The 24,470-nt window shown below is 69.6% G+C and carries 24 protein-coding genes; 16 read left to right on the forward strand and 8 right to left on the reverse strand.

What is annotated here, in order from left to right; genetic code table 11:
* The first annotated feature begins 2 nt into the window (after positions 1-2).
* Positions 3-1,073, forward strand: a complete 1,071-nt coding sequence (locus NWFMUON74_RS13795; protein WP_187689141.1) for a CaiB/BaiF CoA transferase family protein — start codon at positions 3-5, stop codon at positions 1,071-1,073.
* A 51-nt stretch (positions 1,074-1,124) separates the two neighbouring features.
* Here NWFMUON74_RS13795 and NWFMUON74_RS13800 read toward each other — a convergent pair whose 3' ends face one another.
* Positions 1,125-2,168 (reverse strand): ferredoxin--NADP reductase, encoded by a 1,044-nt coding sequence (locus NWFMUON74_RS13800; protein ID WP_187688192.1) that lies wholly within the window; start codon positions 2,166-2,168, stop codon positions 1,125-1,127.
* Between the two features lie 109 nt (positions 2,169-2,277).
* On the opposite strand from NWFMUON74_RS13800, the gene NWFMUON74_RS13805 reads away from it, so the two are divergent.
* From NWFMUON74_RS13805 to NWFMUON74_RS13815, 3 genes are read left to right on the forward strand one after another with little or no spacing between them, the layout of a single operon-like run.
* Entirely contained in the window at positions 2,278-3,180 is a 903-nt protein-coding gene (locus tag NWFMUON74_RS13805; RefSeq protein ID WP_187688193.1) for an acyl-CoA dehydrogenase family protein, read from the forward strand.
* Entirely contained in the window at positions 3,167-4,255 is a 1,089-nt protein-coding gene (locus tag NWFMUON74_RS13810; RefSeq protein WP_187688194.1) for an acyl-CoA dehydrogenase family protein, read from the forward strand. Before NWFMUON74_RS13805 ends, NWFMUON74_RS13810 begins: the two co-directional genes overlap by 14 nt.
* A 2-nt stretch (positions 4,256-4,257) precedes the next feature.
* A complete protein-coding gene (locus tag NWFMUON74_RS13815; protein WP_187688195.1) occupies positions 4,258-5,025 on the forward strand; it encodes an enoyl-CoA hydratase/isomerase family protein in 768 nt (255 codons plus the stop codon).
* Positions 5,026-5,142: 117 nt separating this feature from the next.
* Here NWFMUON74_RS13815 and NWFMUON74_RS13820 read toward each other — a convergent pair whose 3' ends face one another.
* A complete protein-coding gene (locus tag NWFMUON74_RS13820; protein ID WP_187688196.1) occupies positions 5,143-5,907 on the reverse strand; it encodes an SDR family NAD(P)-dependent oxidoreductase in 765 nt (254 codons plus the stop codon).
* A 92-nt stretch (positions 5,908-5,999) separates the two neighbouring features.
* Here NWFMUON74_RS13820 and NWFMUON74_RS13825 point away from each other — a divergent pair, with 92 nt between their 5' ends.
* Positions 6,000-7,145 (forward strand): thiolase family protein, encoded by a 1,146-nt coding sequence (locus tag NWFMUON74_RS13825; protein WP_187688197.1) that lies wholly within the window; start codon positions 6,000-6,002, stop codon positions 7,143-7,145.
* Positions 7,146-7,222: 77 nt separating this feature from the next.
* Entirely contained in the window at positions 7,223-8,104 is an 882-nt protein-coding gene (meaB, locus tag NWFMUON74_RS13830; RefSeq protein WP_187689142.1) for a methylmalonyl Co-A mutase-associated GTPase MeaB, read from the forward strand.
* A 226-nt stretch (positions 8,105-8,330) separates the two neighbouring features.
* Here the strand turns inward: meaB and NWFMUON74_RS13835 are convergent, their stop codons facing one another.
* Positions 8,331-9,140, reverse strand: a complete 810-nt coding sequence (locus NWFMUON74_RS13835) for an acyl-CoA thioesterase (protein ID WP_187688198.1) — start codon at positions 9,138-9,140, stop codon at positions 8,331-8,333.
* A 44-nt stretch (positions 9,141-9,184) separates the two neighbouring features.
* Positions 9,185-9,838 (reverse strand): TetR/AcrR family transcriptional regulator, encoded by a 654-nt coding sequence (locus NWFMUON74_RS13840; protein WP_187688199.1) that lies wholly within the window; start codon positions 9,836-9,838, stop codon positions 9,185-9,187.
* Positions 9,839-10,045: 207 nt separating this feature from the next.
* On the opposite strand from NWFMUON74_RS13840, the gene NWFMUON74_RS13845 reads away from it, so the two are divergent.
* Both NWFMUON74_RS13845 and NWFMUON74_RS13850 read left to right on the forward strand, forming a co-directional pair.
* Positions 10,046-10,831 (forward strand): enoyl-CoA hydratase, encoded by a 786-nt coding sequence (locus tag NWFMUON74_RS13845; protein ID WP_187688200.1) that lies wholly within the window; start codon positions 10,046-10,048, stop codon positions 10,829-10,831.
* Between the two features lie 135 nt (positions 10,832-10,966).
* Complete coding sequence (locus NWFMUON74_RS13850; protein WP_187688201.1) at positions 10,967-11,467, forward strand: MTB12 C-terminal domain-containing protein; 501 nt, start codon at positions 10,967-10,969, stop codon at positions 11,465-11,467.
* Between the two features lie 158 nt (positions 11,468-11,625).
* Here NWFMUON74_RS13850 and NWFMUON74_RS13855 read toward each other — a convergent pair whose 3' ends face one another.
* The 4 genes from NWFMUON74_RS13855 to NWFMUON74_RS13870 form a co-directional block, all read right to left on the reverse strand.
* Positions 11,626-12,426, reverse strand: coding sequence for an acyl-CoA dehydrogenase family protein (locus NWFMUON74_RS13855; RefSeq protein ID WP_187688202.1), 801 nt, complete (start codon positions 12,424-12,426; stop codon positions 11,626-11,628).
* A gap of 190 nt (positions 12,427-12,616) precedes the next feature.
* Positions 12,617-13,732, reverse strand: coding sequence for an acyl-CoA dehydrogenase family protein (locus NWFMUON74_RS13860; RefSeq protein WP_232111012.1), 1,116 nt, complete (start codon positions 13,730-13,732; stop codon positions 12,617-12,619).
* A gap of 3 nt (positions 13,733-13,735) precedes the next feature.
* On the reverse strand, positions 13,736-14,086 hold the full coding sequence (locus tag NWFMUON74_RS13865) for a hypothetical protein (protein WP_187688203.1): 351 nt from the start codon (positions 14,084-14,086) through the stop codon (positions 13,736-13,738).
* Positions 14,070-15,338 (reverse strand): aromatic ring-hydroxylating oxygenase subunit alpha, encoded by a 1,269-nt coding sequence (locus NWFMUON74_RS13870; protein ID WP_187688204.1) that lies wholly within the window; start codon positions 15,336-15,338, stop codon positions 14,070-14,072. The genes NWFMUON74_RS13865 and NWFMUON74_RS13870 overlap by 17 nt, the downstream gene beginning before the upstream one ends.
* A 243-nt stretch (positions 15,339-15,581) precedes the next feature.
* Here NWFMUON74_RS13870 and NWFMUON74_RS13875 point away from each other — a divergent pair, with 243 nt between their 5' ends.
* The 8 genes from NWFMUON74_RS13875 to NWFMUON74_RS13910 all read left to right on the forward strand — a co-directional run bounded on the left by NWFMUON74_RS13875 (position 15,582) and on the right by NWFMUON74_RS13910 (position 24,122).
* Complete coding sequence (locus tag NWFMUON74_RS13875; RefSeq protein ID WP_232111013.1) at positions 15,582-16,964, forward strand: ABC transporter substrate-binding protein; 1,383 nt, start codon at positions 15,582-15,584, stop codon at positions 16,962-16,964.
* Between the two features lie 16 nt (positions 16,965-16,980).
* On the forward strand, positions 16,981-19,104 hold the full coding sequence (locus NWFMUON74_RS13880) for a branched-chain amino acid ABC transporter permease (protein WP_187688205.1): 2,124 nt from the start codon (positions 16,981-16,983) through the stop codon (positions 19,102-19,104).
* Complete coding sequence (locus NWFMUON74_RS13885) at positions 19,082-19,795, forward strand: ABC transporter ATP-binding protein (RefSeq protein WP_187688206.1); 714 nt, start codon at positions 19,082-19,084, stop codon at positions 19,793-19,795. Before NWFMUON74_RS13880 ends, NWFMUON74_RS13885 begins: the two co-directional genes overlap by 23 nt.
* Positions 19,792-20,547: an ABC transporter ATP-binding protein gene (locus NWFMUON74_RS13890; RefSeq protein WP_187688207.1), complete on the forward strand. Its 756-nt coding sequence runs from the start codon at positions 19,792-19,794 to the stop codon at positions 20,545-20,547. Before NWFMUON74_RS13885 ends, NWFMUON74_RS13890 begins: the two co-directional genes overlap by 4 nt.
* Positions 20,544-20,912 (forward strand): hypothetical protein, encoded by a 369-nt coding sequence (locus tag NWFMUON74_RS13895; protein ID WP_187688208.1) that lies wholly within the window; start codon positions 20,544-20,546, stop codon positions 20,910-20,912. Before NWFMUON74_RS13890 ends, NWFMUON74_RS13895 begins: the two co-directional genes overlap by 4 nt.
* A 74-nt stretch (positions 20,913-20,986) precedes the next feature.
* Positions 20,987-22,153, forward strand: a complete 1,167-nt coding sequence (locus NWFMUON74_RS13900) for an acyl-CoA dehydrogenase family protein (protein ID WP_187689145.1) — start codon at positions 20,987-20,989, stop codon at positions 22,151-22,153.
* Positions 22,153-22,917 carry an SDR family NAD(P)-dependent oxidoreductase gene (locus NWFMUON74_RS13905; protein ID WP_187688209.1) on the forward strand — a complete coding sequence of 255 codons (765 nt, stop codon included), beginning with the start codon at positions 22,153-22,155 and terminating at the stop codon, positions 22,915-22,917. The genes NWFMUON74_RS13900 and NWFMUON74_RS13905 overlap by 1 nt, the downstream gene beginning before the upstream one ends.
* The gene (locus tag NWFMUON74_RS13910; RefSeq protein ID WP_187688210.1) at positions 22,917-24,122 is read left to right on the forward strand and encodes a CaiB/BaiF CoA transferase family protein; all 1,206 of its coding nucleotides are present in this window, start codon (positions 22,917-22,919) and stop codon (positions 24,120-24,122) included. Before NWFMUON74_RS13905 ends, NWFMUON74_RS13910 begins: the two co-directional genes overlap by 1 nt.
* The last annotated feature ends 348 nt before the right edge of the window (positions 24,123-24,470 follow it).

Here is a 24,470-nt window from a genome sequence, read left to right on the forward strand (position 1 = left end):
ACATGCCCGGAACCGATCGGGAGCGGCACGGCGGGACCGGCTCCGGCCCGCTGGCCGGGGTGCGGATACTCGAGGTCGGCACCATGCTGGCCGGGCCGTACGCGACCATGATGCTCGCCGATCTGGGTGCGGAGGTCACCAAGCTGGAACCGGCGGGCGGGGATATCTCCCGCAAGGTGAGCGACAGCTATTTCGCGAGCCTCAATCGCGGCAAGCGCAGCATCCGCATCGAGTTGGACAGCGAGCCGGGGCGATCGCGGCTGGGCGAGTTGGTGGCGCGATCGCATGCGCTGCTGGTGAACTTGAAGCCGTCGGCGATCCGGCGGCTCGGGCTCACCTATGACGCGTTGCGGCGATACAACGAACGGATCGTCTGTGTCGCCATCACCGGCTACGGTCTGCACGGCGGCGACGATCCGGCGTTCGACTACGTGATCCAGGCGGCGGCCGGAATCGCCGCGCTCACCGGCGATCCCGCGGGGCCGCCGACGCTGCCGGGGTACTCGTCGGCGGACAACTCGACCGGGCTCACCGCGGCGCTGGGCCTGCTCGCGCAGATCGTCTCCGGCCGCGGCGGGCAGATCGACGTCTCGCTGTACGAGGTGATGCTCTCGCAGCTGAACTATCACGCCGCCGCCTACCTCAACGACGGCAAGCGGCCGCAGCGGCGTCCCTTCGGCGCGCACTCGTATTACGTTCCCGCCCAGATATTTCCGACTGCCGCAGGGTTTCTGGCGCTGTTCGTCACGCATGACGGCTTCTGGAAGACCTTCGCCGCCGAGGCCGGAGTGGCGGGCTTCGAGCTGATGGCCGATCGGGTGTCGCGTCGCGACGAAGTCCTGGCCGCCGTCACCACCGCCCTCGCCGCCGACACCGCGACCCGCTGGGAAGCCCGCCTGCGCCCCCTCGGCATCCCCGCCGCCGCCGTGCGCGACCTGCCCGACGCCCTCGACACCAGCCCGGAGGCCGTGATCACCGCGGGCGGATACCGCCTGGTAGGCAACCCGATTCGCGTCGCGGGCTACGAACCCGAGTACGGCCCGCCGCCAGAGCTCGGCGAGCACGGACGCTGAACGCGGCCCGGCCCTCCTTCCCGTGGTGGTGGGGGCCGGCCGGGCGGATGGCTACTCGTCGTAGTTCACCGTGATGGAGTCGGTGTCGGGGACGGCCTGGCAGGTGAGGACGTAGCCTTCGGCCAGTTCGTCGTCGGTGAGGGCGTTGTTCTGGCGGAGGGTGGCGCTGCCCTCGGTGACCTTGGCTATGCAGGTGGCGCAATTGCCCTGTTCGCAGGAGAAGGGAGGCGCCAGGCCGGCGCGGCGGGCGCTTTCCAGGAGGGTTTCGCCGTCCTTGCGAGGGACGTTGTTCTTCCTGCGGTTCAGTTTGATCGTCACGGTGCCCGCCTCGGCGGGCGAGACCTGTTCGGCAGCAGGAGGATTCGCGGCGGCGGCCTGCTGGGGTGTTTCGCCCTCCGGAAGCGGCGGCGGTGCGCCGAAGCGCTCGCTGTACACCAGGCCGGGGCCCGGCACCGCCAGCTCGACCATCTCCATGAACGGTTCCGGGCCGCAGATGTAGGCGTCGGCGTGGGCGTCGTCGGCGACGAAGGCGCGGACGGCCGCGGCGTCGAGGAAGCCGCGATCCGCGTCGAGGTGCCGGACCACCTCCAGCCGGCCCGGGTACTGCCGCGCCAGCTCGGCCAGGGTCGTCTCGAAGATCATCGAATCGGCGTCGCGGTCGGCGCACAGCAGCCGGACGCGCCGCGCGGTGGTGGCCAGGGCGCACTTGGTCAGCGACATGATCGGAGTGATCCCGCTGCCGCCGCTGAACCCGAGCAGCGGCACCTCGGTCTCGCGCAGGCAGAACCGGCCCGCCGCACCGGACATCTGGATCACGTCGCCCTCGGCGAGGTTGTCCAGCATCCAGTTCGACACCTTGCCGCCCGGAACGCGTTTGACCGTCGTCATCAGCTCGTCGTCGGTCTCCGGCGCACTGGACATGGAATAGGAGCGGAAGAGCGCGGTGCCGTCCACGGGCACCCGGAAGGTGCAGAACTGCCCGGCGCGGTAGGTGATCGGCCCGTCGTGCGGGGCGAGCACGAACGTGCGGGCGTCCACGCTCTCCTTGACGATCCGGGTCACGGTCGCCGACTGGAACATCGAGGGTCTCGCCATGAACCGCATCCTCCTGGTAGGTAGATTCTAGTACTATGAGAATTATATTCTCACCTATGAGACGAGATCTCTCAAACATGTTCCCGAGCCGATCTCCCCGAGGAGCGCCATGGATGTCCGTCTGACCAGCGAACAGCGCCAATTGCGCGACGCCGCCGCCAAATTGGCCGACGACCTGGGCCCCGGCGCGGTCGCCGGCCTCGATGACGAGACCCGTCGGGCGCGGCTGGAGCGGGCGGTCGCGACGGCGGGCTGGCGCGAGCTGCGCAGCGACGGCGCGTCCGGGGTCGAGATGGCGATCGTGGCCGAGGAATTCGGCCGTGGGCTGGTCGACGTCGCCTTCCTCGGTCCTGCGCTGGTCGACGGGCTGCCGGGGCGGTCCGGCGAGGGGCGCGGCTGGACCCTCGCCGTCGGCGGTCGGGCGATCGACTCGCGGGGCAGCGATCATGCGGTGATCGTGGACGGCACCCGGATCCGGACCGCTGCCGTCGGTGCGGCGCTGCCCGGGACCGACCTGACCCGGCAGACGGCCGCGCTCACCGTCGAATCGGAGACCGTCGCCGAACTCGCGGCCGACGACGCCACTCGCTGGCATGCCCTGGCCGTCACCGTGACCACGGCCGACCTGCTCGGTGCCGCCCGCGGCGCGCAGCACCTCGCCGTCGACTACGCCAAGGTCCGCGAACAGTACGGCGCCACCATCGGCTCGTATCAGGCGGTGGCGCATCTGCTCGCCGAGAACCAGGCCCTGATCGAGGGCGCGATCAGCGTGCTGCGGCACGCGGCATGGGCGGTCGACGAATTGGACCCCGCCGGGGCGTTGCGGGCCGCGCGGGTCGCGAAGGTCTACACCGCGCGGATGGCCCGCGCGGTCTGCGAGGCGTCGATCCAGGTGCACGGCGGCATCGGCAACACCTGGGACTGCCTCGCGCACGTGTATCTGCGGCGGGCGCTGGTCTCGACCGAGCTGTTCCCCGCCCGTCTGAAGGAGATCGATCTTGGACTTTCGTGATTCCCCGCAGGAGGCCGAGTTCCGGGCGCGGCTGCGCGCCTGGCTGGCCGAGACGGCGGGCCGGTTCCCCACCTCCGGTGACGAATACTGGGCGCGGCAGGGCGAATGGCATCAGGCGTTGTACGCGGCGGGCTTCTTCGGCTCGTCCTGGCCGAAAGAGTTCGGCGGGCACGAACTTCCGCCGGTGTACGACGTGATCGTGGACGAGGAACTGGCCATCGCCGGTGCCCCGCCGCGGCCCAGTCTCGGCTACCTGGTGCAGGGCCTGGGCCGGCACGGCAGCAAGGAACTGCAGCGACGGTTCCTGCCCGGCATGATCAACGGCACCGAGCGCTGGTGCCAGGGCTTCAGCGAACCCGGCGCGGGCTCGGACCTGGCGTCGCTGACGACCACGGCCACCCGCGACGGCGACGACTACGTGGTGCACGGCCACAAGATCTGGACCAGCTACTCCGACGTGGCGGACTGGTGCCTGCTGCTGGCCCGCACCGATCCGGAAGCGCCACGGCACAAAGGTATCTCGGCGTTCATCATCGTTATGAAGCAGCCCGGCGTCGAGCAGCGGCCGCTGCGCATGATCAGCGGCGTCACCCGTGAATTCGGGCAGGTGCGCTTCGACGGCGCGCGGGTGCCCGCCGATCGGATGGTCGGCGCGCCCGGTGACGGCTGGAAACTCGCCATGACCGTCGTCGGGCACGAGCGCGAGCCCGCCACCCTGGGCTACGCGGCCCGTTACGGAAAACTGGTGCGGCAGTTGGCCGCCCGGCTCGACGGCCCCCCGCCGGACGATCTGGCGTGGGCGGCCGTGCAGACCGAGATGTTGCGGCTGCACGTGCGCCGGCGGCTGTCCGAGCAACTGGACGGCGTGGTGCACGGCCCCGACGGCTCCCTGGACAAACTCCTCATGACCTGGGTGGACCAGTCGGTTGGCCACGCCGCCCTGGCGGTCACCGGCACCGCCGACCCGGAGCTGCTCGGCAGCTACTTCTACAGCCGCGCGCAGAGCGTCATGGGCGGCACCTCGCAGATCCAGAAGAACATCATCGCCGCCCGCATCCTGGGACTAGGAGTCTGACCATGTACGACCTGCCGGACGTCGTCGACGTCCAGTCCGACGGCCCGATCCGGATCATCACCCTGAATCGGCCGGACGCGCTCAACGCCGTGAACGACGACCTGCACACCGGCCTGGCGCGGCTGTGGCCGCGGCTCGGCGACGACCGCGAGGCCCGCGTCGCGGTGCTCACCGGAGCGGGCAGGGCATTCTCCGCCGGGGGCGATTTCGCGTATCTGGCCGAGCTGAGCCGGGATTCGCAGCTGCGGGCGAAGACGATCGCGCACGGCCGCGACATCGTGCTCGGCATGGCGCGGTGCCGGGTGCCGGTGATAGCGGCGGTGAACGGACCGGCCGTCGGGCTGGGCTGCAGCCTGGTCGCGCTGAGCGACATCGCCTACATCGCCGAGACGGCGTATCTGAAGGACCCGCATGTTCAGGTGGGCCTGGTCGCCGCCGACGGTGGCCCACTGACCTGGCCGCTGCACACCAGCCTGCTGCTGGCCAAGGAGTACGCGCTCACCGGCGCGAAGATCGAGGCCGCGCGGGCGCGGGAGATGGGCCTGGTGAACCATGTGGTCGCCGACCCGCTGTCCGAAGCGCTGGCGTGTGCGAAACGCATCCTCGAGCTGCCTCGGCAAGCGGTGGAGAGCACCAAGCGGCTGCTGAATCTGCACCTGGAACGGGCGGTGCTGGCGACCTTGGACTTCGCCACGACCGCTGAGGACCTGTCGTTCCAGACCGAGGACTTCCGGGCGGTGATCGGCAAGCTGACCGCGGGTAAGGAGTAATCCACGCGGGAAGGTCCCGGAACCGCGCGTCGTTCCGGGACCCCGCCGTTGCTCCGGGGACTCCGCAGCTGTGCCGAGTGCCGTACCCGTGCGGCGGACGTGTCCGGAGGCGCGGAATTACTTGGGGGGGAAGCGGAGTGCGCCGTCGAGCCGGATGACCTCGCCGTTGAGGTAGTCGTTCTCGATGATCGAGGTGGCCAGCTCGGCGTACTCCTTCGAGCGGCCCATGCGCTTGGGGAAGGGCACCTGCGGGGCCCAGTAGGCCTCGAGTTTGTCGGCCGCCTGGCCGTAGGCGGGGGTGTTCACTGTGCCGGGCGCGATCGTCACCACCCGGATGCCCAGCGGCGACAGGTCGCGGGCCGCGACCAGGGTCATGCCGACCACGCCGCCCTTGGCCGCCGAATAGGGGATCTGGCCGGTCTGGCCCTCGAACGCGGCGATGGAGGCGGTGTTCACGATCACCCCGCGGGCGCCCTCCGCCAGCGGCTCGGTCTTGGCGATCGCGGCGGCCGTCAGGCGCAGCACGTTGAACACCGCGGTCAGATAGAACTCGATCGTGGTGCGGAAACCCTCGAGCGGCAGCGGCGAGCCGTCCTTGCCGACCAGCCTGCCGCCCGTCGCCGGGCCGCCGTGCGTGTCGACCGAGATGCGCAGCGGGCCGAGGGATTCCGCCTCCGCGACGGCGGCGAGCACCGAATCCTCGTCGGTGGCGTCGGTGTGCACGTAGCGGATACCCAGCTCGGTCTCCAGCTGTCGGCCCTTCTCGTCGGCGACGTCGGCGACCACCACCTTCGCCCCGGCGGCGTGCAGGCGTCGCACCGTGGCCTCGCCCAGGCCACCGGTGCCGCCGACTACGAGGGCGGAGCTTCCACTTATCTGCATGTGATAATCCTATCTTGCAACTACGGCTCTCCTATTGAGAAAATAGCATTCTCTCGGGTTTCGCTACCCGCCGCCGAATTGGAGCCACCGAAATGCCTGAAGCCGTCATCGTCTCCGCGCTGCGCACGCCCATCGGTACCGCCCGGAAGGGGACCCTGCGCGACACCAACGCCTTCGATCTGGCCCACCATGTGGTGAGCGCGGCCGCCGAGGGCCTGGACGCCACGCGCATCGATGACGTCGTCGTGGGGGAGGGCAGGTACGGCGGCGGCGTGGTCGCCCGGCACGCCGCCGTCACCGCCGGGCTGACCGGGGTGCCGGGCCTGGCGCTGAATCGACACTGCGCGGCGGGTATGTCCGCGGTGCAGACCGCCGCGGCCGGAATCCGGGCGGGGATGGACGAACTCGTCATCGCGGGCGGGGTCAATTCCGATTCCACCGCACCGCGTGCCAGGTTCCAGGTCGGGCCGGACGAGTGGATCGACCCGTGGGTGTCGCCGAGTCACCCCGACCGCCCGGACGCCCCCGCCATGGACATGTCCATCACCGTGGGCTGGAACGCGGCGGTGCGCGCGGGTCTCACGCGCGCGGAACTCGACGCGTGGGCGCTGCGCTCGCACCGCAACGCCGTCGCGGCCATCGACGAGGGACGCTTCAAGGAGGAAATCGTGCCGATCGAGACGCCGCACGGCCTGTTCGACACCGACGAGCATCCCCGCCGCGACACCTCGCTGGAGAAACTGGCCGGGCTGAAGGTCCTGCACCCGGAGATCGAGGGCTTCTCCATCACCGCGGGCAATGCCTGTGGCGCCAACGACGGCGCCGCCGCGCTGGCCGTCGCCAGCGACCGGCTCGGGCTGCCCGCGCTGGCCTACATCCGATCGTGGGCGTCGGTGGGCGTCGATCCGGCCGAGACCGGCCTGGCCCCGATCGAGGCGATCACGCGGGCCGTGTCCCGGGCCGGTATCTCGCTGTCGTCGGTGCGGGTGATCGAGATCAACGAGGCTTTCGCATCGGTGCCGATCGCGGCCATCCGCGCACTCGACCTGAATCCGGACATCGTGAACGTGAGCGGCAGCGGCTGCTCGCTGGGGCACCCGGTGGCCGCCACCGGAGCACGGATGATCGTCACCCTCGTGCACGAATTGCGCCGCCGCGGTGGCGGTTTCGGCATCGCCGCGATGTGCGCGGGCGGCGGGATGGGTTCGGCGACGGTCATCGAGGTGCCCGCTGCGTGAGCGCCGAATCTGCGCGGTCCGACTCGGGAGTGCGGGCCGGGAACGGGCGCGGTGCGGCGAGTTTCGGCGGCGCCGGGGTGGCGGGTGCGTCCGCGGCGGAGTTGCTCGCGCAGGCGCGCTCGGGGTCGGCGCGGGCGGTGGGGCGGCTGCTCAGTCTGGTGGAGGGCCAGCGGCGCGGGGAGGTGCAGGCGGCGTTGGACCCGGTACCGGTGCGGGTGGTCGGGGTGACCGGGCCGCCGGGCGCGGGGAAGTCGACGACCATCGCGGCGCTGGCGGGGGTCTATCGGGAGCGGGGTTTGCGAGTCGCGGTGCTCGCGGTGGATCCGTCCTCGCCCTATAGCGGCGGGGCGCTGCTGGGGGACCGGATTCGGATGGCCCGGCACATCGATGACCCCGACGTGCTGATCCGATCGCTGGCGACCCGCGGCCATCTCGGCGGGCTGTCCGCCGCCGTGCCTGCCGCGATCCAACTGCTCGGTGCCCTCGGCTACGACATCGTGCTGCTGGAGACGGTGGGCGTCGGGCAGTCGGAGATCGAGATCGCCGCCCTCGCCGACCCGACCCTGGTGATCCTGAATCCCGGTGCGGGAGACGCGGTGCAGGCCGCCAAGGCCGGACTGCTGGAAGTCGCCGACCTACTGGTGGTGAACAAGGCCGACCGGGAGGGCGCCGAGCAGACCGTCCGCGACCTGCGCGCCGAATCCGATGCCCCGATCCTCACCCTGGTCGCCGCACGCGGCGAACGCATCACCGAGCTGGCCGAAGCCATCGAGGCCCACCACCGCGCCGACACCCCGCAACGCCGCACGGCCCGCGCCCGCGCCCAGATCCTCTCCCTCGCCCAAACCCACCTCCGCGCCCACCCCGACCTCGACCGCCTCGCCGCCGCCGTGGCCTCCGGCGAGTGCGACGCCTACCAGGCCGCCCGAACCCTCCTGCCAGCGGAGCGAAGGCCCTGAGCCACGGCCACTCCCGCATCCGCGACGCATGACGGCCCTCGCCGCCCACCCCGGCGATGCCGAAACCGCCCCGCCGCCTACGAACACGACGTGTGCGCCCGCAGCAGCCGGGGGTCGCGGCCGAATCCGCGGAGTTCTTCGGCGATCGGTACGACGGCACGGGCTCGGAGTCCGGTCGCCGTGTTCACGGCACGGGAACGAATCTCGCGAGTGCGGGTGGTGCCGTTCACCGTTCGGGCAGGCGGACCATGGCCTCCTGGGCGTAGGAGGCGACGAGAGTGCCGTCTTCGGTGAGGATGTCGCCGCGGCCGTAGGCGCGGGCGTGGGCGAGCAGCGGGCTGTGCTGGCGGAACAGCAGCCAGTCGTCGGTGCGGAAGGCGCGGTGGAACCAGAGGGTGTGGGAGGTGACGGCGGAGAGGAAGGCCGTGCCGTTGCCGCTCTGGGTGAATCCTTCCTGCGGTAGCAGGGCGGTGCCGATCAGCGTGAGGTCGGTGGCGTAGGCGGCGAGCGCGGGCGCGAGCGCGGCGTCGACCGCGGGGGTGCGCATCCAGAACTCGAATTCCGCTGGGGCGGAACCGAAGTCCTCGAGGTCGATGGCGGTTCGGGTCTCCCACGGCAGCAGATCCCACTGCACCTTGTGTTCGGCCGACAGCAGCGCGGGGACCGCGGGCACGGTCTGCCGGTCCGGGCCCTGCTCCGGAGCGTGCAGCGAGACCGAGGCGGTCGCCACCACACCCTTGGACTGTTCGGCGACCACCGACACGGTTGCGAAGGAACGCCCGGCGTGGTGGCGGTGCACGCGGTAGTGGATCGGTTCGTCGGCGCTGCCCTCGCGCACGAAGATCGCGTGCAGCGACTTGATCGACTTGTCCGTGACGCCCGCGGTGGCCGCCCGCGCGAACTGGGCGAGCAGCTGGCCGCCGAACACGCGGTGGTAGGCCAGGTTCAGGTTGCGGCCCTCGAATACGGCGTCCTCGGTGAACGATGCCGCGCTCAGGTCGAGGCTGCTGACGAGATCACTCCACAAATCGGGCATACACCGAGTGTAAGTCAAACTCTCCAAGCACGAGAATCATATTCTCAGCGACTCGCGAAGCCGTGCGCGCAGAAGTCCCATGCCTCGGCGGCGGTGATGGGGTGCTGGGTCTCCCCGGCGGAGGAACCGGCGGACTGCGCGATGAACATCACCGTCTGCATCAGCATGGCCGACGTCCGGCGGGAGTTGACGTCCGCGCGCAGGCGGCCGGCGGCCTTCGCCTGGTCCATCAGCTCGGTGAACAGCGACAGCATCGGCACGTGCGCGACCTTGACGTGCCCGGGATGGGAGATCAGCAGCTGTGGTGCGAAATCGGTGAACAACGGCCGCCGGGCTGCGGGGTCGGGGCGGCACAGTTCGAAGAGCAGCTCCACGGCCACCCGCAGCTTCTCGAGGGGATCGGTCTGGCCGTCGGCGGTGGCGCGCAGCTGGTCGGCGGTGCGGCCGAGGGCATCCTCGAACAGCGCGAGCAGCAGTTCGTGTTTGCCGTCGAACTGCATGTAGAAGCTGCGCAGTGACTGCCGCGAGCGATCCACCACCTCCTGCACGGTGAAGTCGGTGGTGCCCTTCTCGGTGATGATGGCCTGGGCGGCGTCGAGGAACCGCTGCACGCGCTGCTCGGCGCGCAGCTTGGCGGTGCGCAGCGAGCGCTCCACGGCGCGCTGCTTCCAGGCGGGCTTCTCGCTCGGCGTGGTCACCGGTGCCCCGGTTCTCGGTCATTGGAAGAGAACATGAATGCACTGTACCGGAGAATGTCATGTTCAACGTTGGTTCGGAAGCAAAGCGGTCTCCCTATAGGAGACTTACCTTTCTCTACAAGAGAATGTTATTCTCGCCTCATCCGTGGACCGAGGCCGGCGCACAGCCCTGCCGACCCGGCGTTTTCGCCAGTTGAGGAGCTCGACGTGTACATCCGCTACGAGGCCGCCGATCGGATCGCCACCATCACACTCGACCGGCCCGAAGCGGCCAACGCGCAGAACCGGGAGCTGCTGGACGAACTCGACGCCGCCTGGGTGCGCGCCGCGCAGGACGAGGACGTGTCGGTGATCGTGCTGCGCGCGGAAGGCAAGCACTTCTCCTCCGGGCACGATATGCGGGCCACCGGCGGCGCGGAGATCACCGAGATCACCCTGCAACTCATCTACGAGACCGAGGCGCGCCGCTACCTGGAGTATTCGCTGCGCTGGCGCAATATTCCGAAACCGTCGATCGCGGCGGTGCAGGGCCGATGCATCGCGGGTGGCCTGCTGCTGTGCTGGCCCTGCGATCTGATCGTGGCCGCCGACGACGCGAAATTCTCCGACCCGGTGGTGATGATGGGCATCGGCGGCGTCGAATACCACGGGCACACTTGGGAACTCGGCCCGCGCAAGGCCAAGGAGATCCTGTTCACCGGGCGGTCGGTGACCGCCGAGGAGGCCCGGCAGGTCGGCATGGTGAACCAGGTCGTGCCGCGCGCGGAACTCGACGAGCAGACCAGGGCGCTGGCCGCGCGGATCGCGACGATGCCGCCGTTCGGGCTGCGCCAGGCCAAGCGCGCGGTCAATCAGACGCTGGATGTGCAGGGTTTCTACGCCGCCATTCAATCCGTGTTCGACGTGCATCAGACCGGGCACGGCAATGCGCTGAGCGTGAGCGGTTATCCGATCCTGGCCGCGCTGGACGAGATGAAGGCGAAGACCGACTAGATCCGGCGACATCGTCTGCCGGGCGACCGGCAGCACCCGCACGGTCCGTCTCGCCTCGCGGCAGGGGCACGGTGTCCGTCCGGGACCATCGGCGCTCCGGCGCCACCGCTGTTCCCTTTCGAAACGAGGAAATCCATGCGCGATTCCATCCTTCGCCGGGCCGCGATCTGTTGCGGCGCGGCCCTCGTCGCGAGCGTAGCGTTCACCGGCTGCGGCTCCGACGACGACGATTCCGCCGAGGCGTCGTCGTCCACCTCGGCGGCCACCAGTTCGGCTGCGGCCCAAGCGGACCCGGCCACGACCAAGGCCGTCACCGACGTCTACACGACCTTCTTCGCCGGCAGCACGCCGCCGCAGGACAAGGCCGCGGTGGTGCAGAACGGCGACGTCTTCCGCCCGATCCTGGACGCGCAGGCCGCCAACCCGCAGGCGCAGGGCACCACGGTGACCGTCGCCGCGGTGAAGCCGGTGGACGCCGACCACGCCGACGTCACCTACACGCTGCTCATCGGCGGCAACCCGATGCTGCCCGACCAGACCGGCCAGGCAGTACGGGAAGGCGGCAAGTGGAAGGTGGCCACCGCCACCTTCTGCGCCCTGCTGGCAATCCAGGGCGGCACGTCTCCCGCCTGCTGAACAGTACTCGAGTCCCGACAGTCCGGTGCCGCAACCCTTTCCGGCACCGGACTTCCGTGCCGCCGACCGCCTCCACAGTGGCTTTGACAGCAGCGATATGGATCGCGGCCAGGTAGCGGACGCAGGCGCGGGCCGCAGGGCCGAGGCGGGTGTGCGGGTCAGAGGTGGGCGAGGCGGGGGGCGGAGGCGGAGGTGCGGATGTGGGTGCCTGCGGCGTGGGTCAATTCTCTGGTGCTGCCTAGCAGGCCGTCGAGGACGAGGGTGCGGCGGATGTGGCGGTGGAGGGTGTGTTCGGCGGTGAAGCCCAGGCCGCCGAGGACTTGTTGGCAGTGGCGGGCGGTGATCAGTGCGGCTCGGCCCGCGGCGGCCTTGGCCAGGAGGGCGCCCAGGTCGGTGTCGGCGTGGGCGAGGGTGGCTTCGGCGCCTTCCAGGGCTACCAGGGTTTCGGCGAGGCGGTGGCGGACGGCTTGGAAGGAGGCGATGGGGCGGCCGAACTGCTTGCGCTCCAAGGCATGTCGCCGGGCCAGGGTCAGCATGGCGTGGCCGGTGCCGAGGAGCCACCAGCCGAGTGCGCGGCGTCCTGCGGCCAGGGCGGTGTCCGGGAGTTCGGTGCCGGAGTCGACAATTCGCAGTGGAAGGTCCTCGTCCACGGCGACCCCCGGTTCGGCCGTTCGGTCCCATACCACCCGGGTACCGCCTGAGAACGGCAGCGGAATCGGTTGCGGCCCTGGCCGTCCGGCGGCGTGCCGCACCACGTCGTCGAGCACGGCGGCGTGCGCCCCGGTCTCTCCGAGCAGCCGGAACACCAGCGGCACAGCGACATCCGGCATCTCCACGAGCAGTTCCGCCCAGCCGAGTTCGCCCAGCGCGGCATCGAGTTCGGTGGCGCTTCCGGTGGTCATCGCCTTGCGTAGGGTATCGGCGAGCAGATCCAGTTCGCCCGCGTCGAGAACGGTCATGCGCACTCCTTCTCCGCTGATGTCTCGCCCGAAGCGATTGCGGTGATCGGCCTCTCGTCATCCCGGCATGCCTTCGCCCGGAATCCAGCTGCCTGGCGTGGATCCCGGCCAAAAGCATGCCGGGATGATGGTGTGAGCCGGGTGGCGGGAGCGCGTGGGGATGGATGGCTGGAGCCGGGTGGGGGCACGCTTACTCCTTGCCCAGGCCGAGTAGGCGGCGGGCGATGATGTTGCGTTGGATTTCGGCGGTGCCGCCGTAGATGGTGGCGGCGCGGGAGTAGAGGAACTCTGTGCGCCACTGGGGATCGGTGAGTTCGACGGCGCCGGGGAGCAGGTCGCGGGCGGTGTCGAACAGTTGTTGTTCGGCGGTGGCCAGGAGGACCTTGTCGATCGAGGTTTCCGGGCCCAGCCGGTCGCCGGCGGCGAGGCGACGCTGAGTCGCGTGGGAGCGGCAGCGGACCGTGTGCAGTGCGAGGTATGCCGCGCCGAGGTCGGCGTCGTCGGGTCGGGTGGTCTGTTCGAGCACCTGATCCAGGCGGGTGAACAGATAGGCGATGCGATGCCAGAAGCAGGTGGAGCGCTCGTAGGGCAGCAGGTCCATCGCCACTCGCCAGCCGTCGCCGGGCCGGCCGAGCATGCGGTCACCCGGGACCACCACGTCGTCGAAGAAGACCTCGGCGAATTCGTCGACGCCGTGCATGGTGCGCAGCGGTCGCACCGTGATGCCGGGGGAGTCCATGTCGACGAAGAAGGCGGTGATCCCGTCGTGGCCCGTTCCGGTGCGGGTGAGCAGTACGCAGCGGGCGGCGTACTGGGCCAGGCTGGTCCACACCTTCTGCCCGCTGACCACCCAATCACCGTCGCGGGCAACCGCTTTGGTGCTCAGTGAGGCCAGGTCGCTGCCCGACCCGGGTTCGGAGAAGCCCTGGCACCACTGTTCGCGCCCGGACAGCAGCAGCGGCACCATCGCCGCGGCCAGCTCCGGGCGCGCGTAGCTGATCATCGTGGGCGCGAGCACCTCGATCATCGAGTAGATGCCGGGTTCGGCGAGGTCGCGGGAGGCGACCTCCTCGCCCAGCACCGCGCGCAGGGCGGCGGGCCCGCCGAGTCCGGTCACCTCGGCGGGCCAGCCGTAGCGCATCCAGTCCGCGGCGTACAGCGCGCGCCGCACCCGCAGCAGCTGCTCGATCTGCCCGTCCAGCGAGCGGTCCGGGCCGGGTGTCAGGTCGTTCGCGTCCAGCCAGTCGCGCAGGCCCGACCGGAATCGGGTGATCTGCTCGTCCGCGCCGGTAACCGTGCCCGGCACCGCTCAGACCACCGGCTCGCGGACGATGTCGAGGTAGGCCGCGCCGGAGTCGGGCACCCGCGGCTGCTTCCACACCTCGACCGGGAACGACACCATCACCAGCGACTGCAGCAGGTGGAACAGGTTGCGCACCTCGTCGGGCAGGTCACCCCATTCGTACTTGTCGCAGAACGCCATTGCCGCCTCGAGCCGTGGGAACACGGTGTCGTAGAGGTCCTGCATCTCCGCCATCGACGAGCTGAGCCGCTTGCGGTAGCGCTCGGGTTCGGTGGGCAGGATCCAGCCGGAGAACCGCGACCACTCGGCGAACTCCGCGGGGAGCTGTGGTCCGGTGCCGTTACTGTGCGCTGCCATTGCGGTACTCCTCGACGATTCGCTGGGCGGTCTTGTGCAGGTGGCGGAGCAGGATCTCCTGATCGTTGAGCGGGAACTCGGTGACCTCGCGGGTGGCGATCATGGTCTGGGTGGCCTCCAGGGTGTTCGCGTCCTGCAGCGCGTACTCCTTGAAGGTGACCGCGGCCAGTTCCTGGGCGAGCCGCTCGCGGGCGTTGCGGGCGGGCACGAAATACAGGCTCGCCTCGAAGATGTGGCGGTCCACCGCGGTCGGCCAGTAGTGGTAGGTGAGGAACCAGCCCGGCGCCCAGAACAGCAGCGAGAAGTTCGGGAAGAACTCGAACTCGTCCACGCCCCAAGCCCGGTGCTTGGCCGGGTTGATGCCCTCCGGCAGCGGATCGAGGCCCTCGATATCGGGCCGGTCCCAGGGGCCGAACAACCCGCTGCGCAGCACCCGCTCGATCGGCTTGACCATGTTCGGGTCCTTGGGCGGCGCCATGCCGCCCCACGACGACACCATCGAGTGCGGCGCGTCGATCTCGTAATGCAGCGCCTCGTAGCCGATATTGGCCAGCTTGTCGGCCTCGTCCTTGACCGCCTGCTTCATGTGCAGGATCGGCGCGTGATAGAACTCGGCGAACGCGTCGATGAACAGCTTCCAGTTGCTGCCGATGTCGGCGCGGTAGCTGAACACCTCGGTCATCTGCTCGAACGGGTAGCCCTCCAGGCCCTTGGCGAAGCCGCCCAGATACTCGGTGAGCGGCTTGGCGTTCTCGTCGAGGTTGACGAAGATGAACCCTTCCCACACCTCGCAGCGCACCGGCTTGAGGCCGAACTTGTCGGTGTCCAGGCCGAAGAATTCCTTCTCCTGCTGGACGAAGGTCAGCTCACCCTCGAGGCTGTAGCGCCAGGCGTGGTACTTGCAGGTGAACTGGCGGCAGGTACCGGCGGTCTCCTCGCCCGGGAAGTCGTCCCAGACCAGCTTGTTACCGCGGTGCCGGCAGATGTTGTGGAACGCCCGCACCACGCCCTTGGTGTCCTTGACGATGATCAGCGAGGTGCCGACGCAGGCCAGCTCCTTGGTGAAGTAGCTGCCGGCGCGAGGTAGCCGGTTGACCCGTCCGACGTTGAGCCAGTTCTTGCGGAAGATCGCCCGGCGCTCGTCCTCGTAGAAGGCGGGATCGATGGAGTCGGTGTAGTCGACCGGCTCGGTGCCCAGTTCCGGATAGTTCTGGGTCCAGCTCCCGGCGGCCGGTTTGGTGAAGTGTGCCAACGGATTACCTTTCGTAGTCCGGCTGGTGCGCCGAAGGTGTCGGTACGCGGACCTGCGAGAATCGCATTCTCATATTCGGCTATTAGGTTTCCACGCGGCTGTCATCGTGTCAACGATCCGTCGGCCGCGGCCTGCGAGGATCACACTCTCCAAACCGCGTGTATTGATTATCCAATTCTGAGAAGATAGTTTCCAAACTGGTCACAGAGCCCCTCCCGGGCGGCTCACGGAGGAGGAACCACGGTGAAACCGCAGCGCATAATCGTCGCCCTGCTGGCGCTCGCGCTCCTGGTAGCGGCCGGCTGCGCCCGAGAGGGCGGCAGCCGCGGGACCGAGGAGGGCGGCTCGGGCACGGCCGCCGCATCGGGCAACTTCGGCGACCTGACCGGCGTCTGCGGGCCGGGGAGCGCGAAAACCGCTTCCGCGCAGGGCGTGACGGCGAGTGAGATCCAGGTCGGGATGTTCTCCGACATCGGGTTCACGAAGAACCCCGACTTCGTCGATGCCGCCAAGGTGTTCACGTCCTGGTGCAACGCGGCGGGCGGCATCAACGGGCGCAAGATCGTCAACAAGCTGCGCGACACCAAGCTGATGGAGGTGCGCCAGCGCATGCTGGACGCCTGCCGCGAGGACTTCTTCCTCGTCGGCGGCAGCGCCGCGCTGGACGGCCTGGGCGTGAAGGACCGGCTGTCCTGCCTGCTGCCGGAGTTCCCCGCACAGGTCACCCAGACCGCGAACACCGGCTCCGACCTGCAGCTGGGCTCGGGCTCCTCGGCGTCGGAAGCGGTGAACCCGTACAGCGGATTCCAGGACTGGCTGATCAAGGAGGCCTACCCGGAGTCGGCCGGCGCGGTCGGCATGATCAACGGCGACTCGCCCATCACCAAGGTCATGGGCGACAAGATGGGCGAATCGCTCACCGCCGCGGGCGCGAAGATCGTCTACAACGAGCTCTACCCCATCGCGGGCGTCTCGGATTGGACGCCGTACGCGCAGGCGATCAAGTCCAACAACGTCAAGGGCCTGATCTTCTTCGGCGACTTCCGCTACCTGGCCAAGCTCGAGGACACGTTGACCAGCATGAACTACAGGCTGGACTGGATCGACGCGAACGCCAACTCCTACAACAAGATGTTCCTCGACGCGGCGAAGAGCTCGCTCGGCACGCAGAACAACGTGCTGGACATGAGCGGCACCGCCCCGCTGGACGCGGCCGCGAAGGTGCCCGCGGTGCAGCAGCTGAAGGATCTGTTCGAGCAGTACGCGCCCGACGCCGACATCACCTTCCAGGTGCTGCGCGCCTTCCAGTCGTGGTTACTGTTCGCCAAATCCGCGAGCGGCTGCGGCGACAATCTCACGCGCGCTTGCGTTTACCACGCGGCGGCGGCACAGACCGCGTGGACCGGCGGCGGCCTGCAGGCGCCGGTAGATCTGTCCAAGCCGTTGTCGGAGCAGACCCGCTGCTTCAACGTGCAGCAGGCCACCGCCGACGGCTGGAAGACCGCCGACTTCAAGCCCGACAACGGCGTGTTCCGCTGCGGCTTCACCGCGTACAAGTACACCCGGGACTTCGGCAAGCCGACCACCCTCGCCGATGTCGGCAAGAGCATGAGCGATCTGAAGTGACGGGGCTGTCGCACTGATGGAGCAGTTCCTCGCCTTCGGGATCGTCGGTCTCAGTACCGCCGCGATCTATGCCGTGATCGGCAGCGGGCTGGTACTCACCTACACCACCACGGGCGTGTTCAACTTCGCGCACGGCGCGGCGGGCATGATCTCGGCGTTCGTGTACTGGCAGATGACGATCGGGTGGGGCTGGCCGGTGCCGATCGCGGTCGTCGCGGTGCTGCTGGTGTTCGCGCCGCTGTTCGGCCTGGTGTTCGGCAAGGCCCTGGCCCCGACCCAGGGCCTCGGTGACGCCGAGAAACTGGTGATGACGATCGCGTTGCTGAGTGGTCTGATCGTCCTGGCGCGGTGGGTCTGGGACCCCAACAAGTCGCGGTCGCTGCCGCGGTTCTTCGCGGACAAGTCCTCGATCGACCTCGGCGTGGTGACGATCACCTGGCATCAGGCGCTCACCATGGGCGTCGCGGTGGTGGTGGCGGTGGCGTTGCGAATCCTGTTGTTCCGCACCAGGACCGGCGCCGAGATGCGGGCGACCGTGGACGACCGGGCGCTGGTCGGGCTCACGGGCGCCGATCCCGGCCGGGCCAACCGGGTCGCCTGGATCCTCGGCATCGAGCTGGCGGCGGTCGGCGGCATTCTCATCGCGCCGACCGTGGCGCTGGACGCCGCGCAGCTGTCGCTGCTGATCGTGAGCGCTTACACCGCCGCCATCTTCGGCCGCCTGCGCAATCTGCCGATGACTTTCGCGGGCGCGGTGGTGGTCGGCCTGATGGAGAGCTACCTGACCGGGTACCTGCCGCAGAACGAGTATCTGCCCGGCCTGCGGCTGGCGGCCCCGGCGCTGCTGCTGTTCCTGGCCCTGCTGATGTTCCCGCACGGGCGGCTGCGCGGCCGCGACCGGAAGCTGAAACCCGTTCCGCTGCCGACGATCAACGGCTCGATGGCGTTCGCCGCGACCATCGTGGTGTTCGGGCTGTTCCTCGCGACCATGCTCGGCGAGGCCGATCTGATCACCTACGGCGCCATGTTCGCCTGGGGTGTGATCGCGCTGTCGTACGTGCCGCTGCTCGGGTTCGCCGGGCAGATCTCGTTGTGCCAGCTCAGTCTCGCCGGGGTCGGGGCGGTGGCCTATTCGCACCTCGGGCCCGACGGCCAGTGGTGGGCGCTGCTCGCGGCGATGGCCATCGCCGGGGTGGTCGGCGCCGTGGTCGCGATTCCGGCGCTGCGGCTGTCGGGGGTGTACATGGCCCTGGCGACAGCGGCTTTCGCGGTGGTGCTGGACCGGTGGATCTTCACGCTGCCGTCGTTCGAACTGCTCGGTGTGCGCATCGCGCTGTTCGATCAGGGCTCGGTGTCGCTGGTCGGGCCGGATCTGTTCGGCTGGAAACTGAATACCACCGCGGAGATCACCGTGTTCGCGGCGGTGTGCCTGGCGGTGGCGGGCCTGGGCATCGCGCTGTTGCGGCGCAGTCGATTCGGGCGTCGACTGATCGCGCTGCGGGACAGCGAGGCCGCCTACGCCACGCTCGGCGGCAGTCTGCTGGCGGCGCGGGTGCTGGTGTTCGCGCTGTCGGCCGCCATCGCCGGACTGGGTGGCGCGCTGTATGGCATGCAGTTGCAGGCGGTGGCGCCCGATCAGTTCAATCTGGTGGCGGGACTGCCGATCTTCCTGATCGTCACCATCGCCGGGCTCGGCGCTGTCGGCGCGGGACTGTTCACCGGTCTCGTTTTCGCGGGGCCGCTCAACGTGATTCCCGTGCTGTGGCCCGGTTTGCAGAACCTGGCCCAGGTGCTGCCGTCGCTGGGCGGCATCGCCTTCGGCGGCGGCGTGCTCCGCGAGGGCGCCATCGGCCCGATGCGCAAGGACTGGTTCCCGATGCTGCGCGACCGGATCGTCGGTCCCGCACTGATTCTCGTGCTGCTCGCGCTGTGGGCCCTGCGGCTGCTCGACACCATCGACGGCTGGATGTTCACCGCGGGAGCCGTGGTGGCCGCCATCGCCGCCCGGCTCTGGCACCGGGCCAGGACCCGGCCGGAACCCGGACCGGCGGAGGTGCCGGTGGAGTGGTGGGGCATCAAGCGCCCGTGGAATTCGAAGGACGGGGAGGTGCTCGATCGTGCCGTCGCTACTGGAAGTTGACGATGTCACCGTCGTGTTCGGCGGCAATCGCGCGCTCGACGGCGCGGGGCTGCGGGCCGAACGCGGCGCGGTGACCGGCTTGATCGGCCCCAACGGCGCCGGGAAGAGCACGCTGTTCGACGTGATCTGCGGGCTGCGCAAACCGACCACCGGGCGGGTGGCGATCGGCGGCGCGGACGTCACCCGGCTCGGGCCGTCGCGGCGCTCGCGGCACGGGCTGGCGCGCACGTTCCAGCGGCTGGAGTTGTTCGGGCGCTTGACCGTTCGCGACAACCTGCTGGTCGCGGCCGAACTCGGGCGGCACCGGCGGCAGGCGGCCGGAATCGTCGGCGAGATCATCGAGCGGCTCGGCCTGCACGAGGTGGCCGATACCTCCGCCGACGACCTGCCCACCGGCACCGCGCGGCTGGTGGAGGTGGGGCGGGCCGTCGCGGCGCGCCCGAGCCTGATCCTGCTGGACGAGCCCGCCGCGGGCCAGGACCACACCGAGACCGAGCGATTCGGTGACCTGCTGCGCTCGCTCGCCGACGACGGCACCGCGGTGCTGCTCGTCGAACACGACATGGGCCTGGTGATGAACGTCTGCGACGAAGTGTTCGTGCTGGATCTCGGCAAGGTCATCGCCTCCGGCCCGCCCGCGGTGATCCGCGAGGACGAGGTCGTGCTGGCGGCCTATCTGGGGGACGTATGAACGTCCGGAGTGAGCTCGGAACCACCACGGCCGCAACGGGATCGGCCGCGCCGAACCTGGTCGCCCTGTGCGAGGCGCGGGCCGCCTACGACGCCATCACCGTGCTGCACGGTGTAAATCTGGAGGTCGCGTCCGGGCAGGTGGTCGCGCTGCTGGGACCCAACGGCGCGGGCAAGACCACCGCGCTGAAGGTGATCGCCGGTATCCACCCGATCACCTCGGGGCGGCTGCTGCTCGGCGGGCGCGATGTGACCGGCGCGCCACCGCGTGATCTCGCGCGGGCGGGGGTGTGCCTGATCCCGGAGGGCCGCGGCGTCTTCCCGAACCTCACGGTGCGCGACAACCTGCTGATGATGACCTTCACCGGCCGCCCGCGCGCCGAGATCGAGGAGATCGCGTTCACCCGGTTCCCCATCCTCGGCAAACGGGCGGGGCAGATCGCCGGGACCCTGTCCGGCGGTGAACAGCAGATGCTGGCACTGGCCCGCGGACTGGCCACCGATCCCGCGGTGCTGCTGCTCGACGAACTCTCAATGGGCCTGGCGCCCTTGGTCGTCGGGCAGCTCTACGAGCAGGTGGCCGAGATCGCCCGGCAGGGTGTCGCGGTGCTCGTGGTCGAACAGTTCGCCGCCGCGGTGCTGGGCATCGTCGACCACGCCGCCGTGCTGGTGCGCGGGCGGGTCTCACGGCGAGGACATCCGGACGCGATCCGCGACGAATTGGCAGCCCTCTACCTAGGAAGTTCGAGATGACCGAAGCACGCGCGGACCGGTTCGTCCGCGAATTGCGAGAACTGAAGATTCCCGATCCCGCCGCCGGGCGGTCCGGACTGTGGCTGCGCCTGGGCGTCGTGCTCATGGTGGCCGGGCCGGTGCTCGCGGTGCTGGCGTACGTCATGTCGCACGGCACCACCGATCCGCTGGCCCAGCGCGACGCCATCACCCTGGCCCTGGGCGGGGTAGCCGTGAGCGTGGTGGGTGCGGCGCTGTTCCTGCGCTATTCCCTGACGAATTTCCTGCGGTTCTGGCTGGCCCGGCAGTCCCACGATCTGGACGAACTCGGAAACCGAGTGGCGGGCAGCGAGATTCGGCTCGACGGCGTCACCTCGGCGTCCTGAGTCGCGCCGCCGGCCGGCGGCGGGTGTACCGAGATGGAGGTGTGGAGGTGTCCGATGACACGACCGCGGCGGGCATGAGTTTCGACCTGTCGGAGGACCAGGAGCTGATCCGGTCGTCGGTGGCCGAACTGTGCCGCAAGTTCGACGACCAGTACTGGCTGCAGAAGGACCGGGACCACGAATTCCCGACGGAGTTCTACCAGGCCATCGCCGCGGGCGGCTGGCTGGGCCTGACCATTCCGGAGGAGGACGGCGGGCACGGGCTCGGGATCACCGAGGCCACCCTGCTGGCCGAGGAGGTCTCGCGCTCCGGCGGCGGCATGAACGCCGCCAGCTCCATCCACATGTCGATCTTCGGGATGCAGCCGGTGGTGGTGCACGGATCGGAGGAACTCAAGCAGCGGACGCTGCCGCGGGTGGCCACCGGCGACCTGCACGTGTGTTTCGGCGTGACGGAACCCGGTGCGGGACTGGACACTCCGCGCATCACGACGTTCGCGCGCCGCGACGGCGACCACTACGTCGTCAACGGGCGCAAGGTGTGGATCTCGAAAGCCGTGGAGTCGGAGAAGATCCTGCTGCTCGCGCGGACGCAGAGCTACGCCGAGGTCACCAAGAAGACCGACGGCATGACGCTGTTCCTCACCGATATCGACCGCGCGCACATCGACATCCGGCCGATCGCCAAGATGGGCCGCAACGCCGTCACCTCCAACGAGGTCTTCATCGACGACCTGCGCATCCCCGTGGCGGATCGGGTCGGCGAGGAAGGCCAGGGCTTCCGGTACCTGCTCGACGGGCTCAACCCCGAGCGCATGCTGATCGCCGCCGAGGCGCTCGGGCTGGGCCGGGTGGCGCTGGACCGGGCCGTGCGGTACGCCAAGGAGCGAGTCGTGTTCGACCGGCCGATCGGCAAGAACCAGGCCATCCAGTTCCCGCTGGCCGACTCGCTGGCCCGGCTGGATGCCGCCGAACTCATCCTGCGCAAGGCGACCTGGCGCTACGACAACGGGAAATCCTGTGGGCGCGAGGCGAATACGGCGAAATACCTGTGCGCCGACGCCGGATTCACCGCCGCCGACCGCGCGCTGCAGACGCACGGTGGCATGGGCTACGCGGAGGAGTACCACGTGTCGCGCTACTTCCGGGAGGCGCGCGTGATGCGCATCGCCCCGGTCAGCCAAGAAATGATCTTGAACTATCTGGGTTCGCACACCCTGGGAATGCCGAGGAGCTACTGATGACCCAGCAGGGACTGTTCGACCTCACCGGGCGCTCCGCGTTGGTCACCGGCGCGGCCGGTGGCATCGGCTCGGCCGTGGCGCAGGCGCTGGCCACCGCCGGCGGGGGCGTGCTGGTCACCGACCGTGACGGCGATGCCGCCGCGGCCGTCGCGGAGAAGATCACCGGGAACGGCGGCACGGCAGCGAGTTTCGCGTTCGACGTGACCGATCGGGACGCGGCCGACGCCGCCGTCGAGCGGGCTGCCGCGCTCACCGGCGGGGTGCTGCACATCGTGGTGAACAATGCCGGGGTCACCGCGCCCGCGATGTTCCCCAAGACCACCGCCGAATCGGTGCGGCGGCTGTTCGACATTCACGCGCTGGGCACGATCAACTGCACGCAGGCCGCGCTGGCCTACCTGCCCACCGACGGCACCGGGCGGGTCATCAACGTCACCTCCGCCGCCGGGCTGGTGGGCACGCTCGGCCAGGTGAACTACTCGGCCGCCAAGGCCGCCATCATCGGCATCACCAAATCACTGGCGAAAGAGCTGGCGCGCAAGAACATTCTGGTCAACGCGCTCGCCCCGCTGGCCGCGACGCCGATGACCGAGACCATCCGCACCGACGAGAAGTTCTCCGGGCCGATGCTCGACCGGATCCTGTTGCGGCGCTGGGCCGAACCGGAGGAGGTGGCGGGCGCGTTCGTGTTCCTCGCCTCCGACGCGGCCTCGTTCATCACCGGGCAGGTGCTGCCGGTGGACGGCGGCACGGTGATCTGATGGGCGACCACACCGGTGGCCCGCTGGCCGGGATCACGGTCGTCGCCCTGGAACAGGCGGTGTCCGCGCCGATGTGCACGCGGACGCTGGCCGATTTCGGCGCCCGGGTGATCAAGGTGGAGAACCCGGCCGGTGGTGATTTCGCCCGGTACTACGACGACGTGGTGCACGGGCAGGCCGCGCACTTCGTGTGGGTGAACCGGGGCAAGGAATCGGTGACTCTGGATCTGAAAACCGAAGCGGGAGTGGGTCTGCTGCATCGGCTGCTGGAGCGGGCCGACGTGCTGGTGTCCAATCTGGCGCCCGGTGCGACCGCGCGCCTGGGGCTGGCGTCGGCCGATCTCGCTGTGCGTTACCCCGATCTGATCGCGGTGGAGATCGATGGTTTCGGGGCCGGTGGGCCGCTGTCCCACAAGCGGGCCTACGACTTGCTGGTGCAGGCGGAGTCCGGGGTGTGCGCGGTGACCGGCACCGCCGATGCCCCGGCCAAACCGGGACCGCCGGTCGCGGACGTCACCACGGGACTGTATGCGGCACTGTCGATTCTGGCGGCGCTGCACGGGCGCACGCGCGGGTCGGCGCACGGCGGCAGCATCGCGGTGAGCCTGTTCGACACGATGGCCGAGATGATGGGCTACCACCTGACCTACGCCCGGCACGCCGGAGTCGATCAGCAGCCGCTCGGAATGAGTTCGCCCGCCGTGGCGCCCTACGGGGCGTACCCGACCGCCGACGGCCGCACCGTAGTGCTCGGCACCACCAACGACCGCGAGTGGCAGCGGCTGGCGACCGAGATCCTCGCTCGACCGGAACTCGCTGCGGCGGAACGCTTCCGGACCAACTCCGGCCGCGTTCGGCACCGGGCGGAACTGGACGAGGCGATCGGCGCCTGGTGCGCGCGGCACGACCTGGCGCACATCCAGAAGACCGCCGACGACGCCGGTATCGGCAACTCCTGCTACAACCGCCCCAGCGAGGTACTCGACCACCCCCAACTGGTCGAACGCGGACGCTGGCGCACCATCGACACCCCCGGCGGCCCCATCCCCTCCCTGCTTCCCCCTGCCGTGCTCCCCGGATACGACCCGCCGATGGGGCCGGTCCCCGGCTTGGGCGCGCACACCGACGCGGTGCTGACCGAAATCGGCTGCACTGCCACCGAACTGGCCGAGCTACGCCGGACCGGTGCGATCGGAGCCGGATGACCTCCCGATGGGCCGGTCCCGGGCCGGGGCGCGCGCACCGGCGCGGTGCGGACCGAAATCGGTTGTACTGCAGCGGAACTAGCCGAACTACGTCTTTCCGGACTGATGGGAGCGGTGTGATGAGCGAGGTCGTGCTGACGTGGCGTGGCCGAACCCGGCGCCGCGGCAGCGTGGTCCGTCGCCGGTGCGCTGCCGTTGTAACAGTCCGCTGTCGCGGTGCGGTGGCGGACTGCGGGCACCGGGGCCGGATACGAAACGCGCAGTGCCGTGGTCTGTTTCGCCGTGGCGGGCAAGTTGCGCCGGTCCGATGCGATGGGGGGCGCGTGATGAGCCGGACAGTGGTGTGGC

Origin of the sequence: Nocardia wallacei (assembly GCF_014466955.1) — a bacterium.
GTDB classification, from domain to species: Bacteria; Actinomycetota; Actinomycetes; order Mycobacteriales; family Mycobacteriaceae; genus Nocardia; species Nocardia wallacei.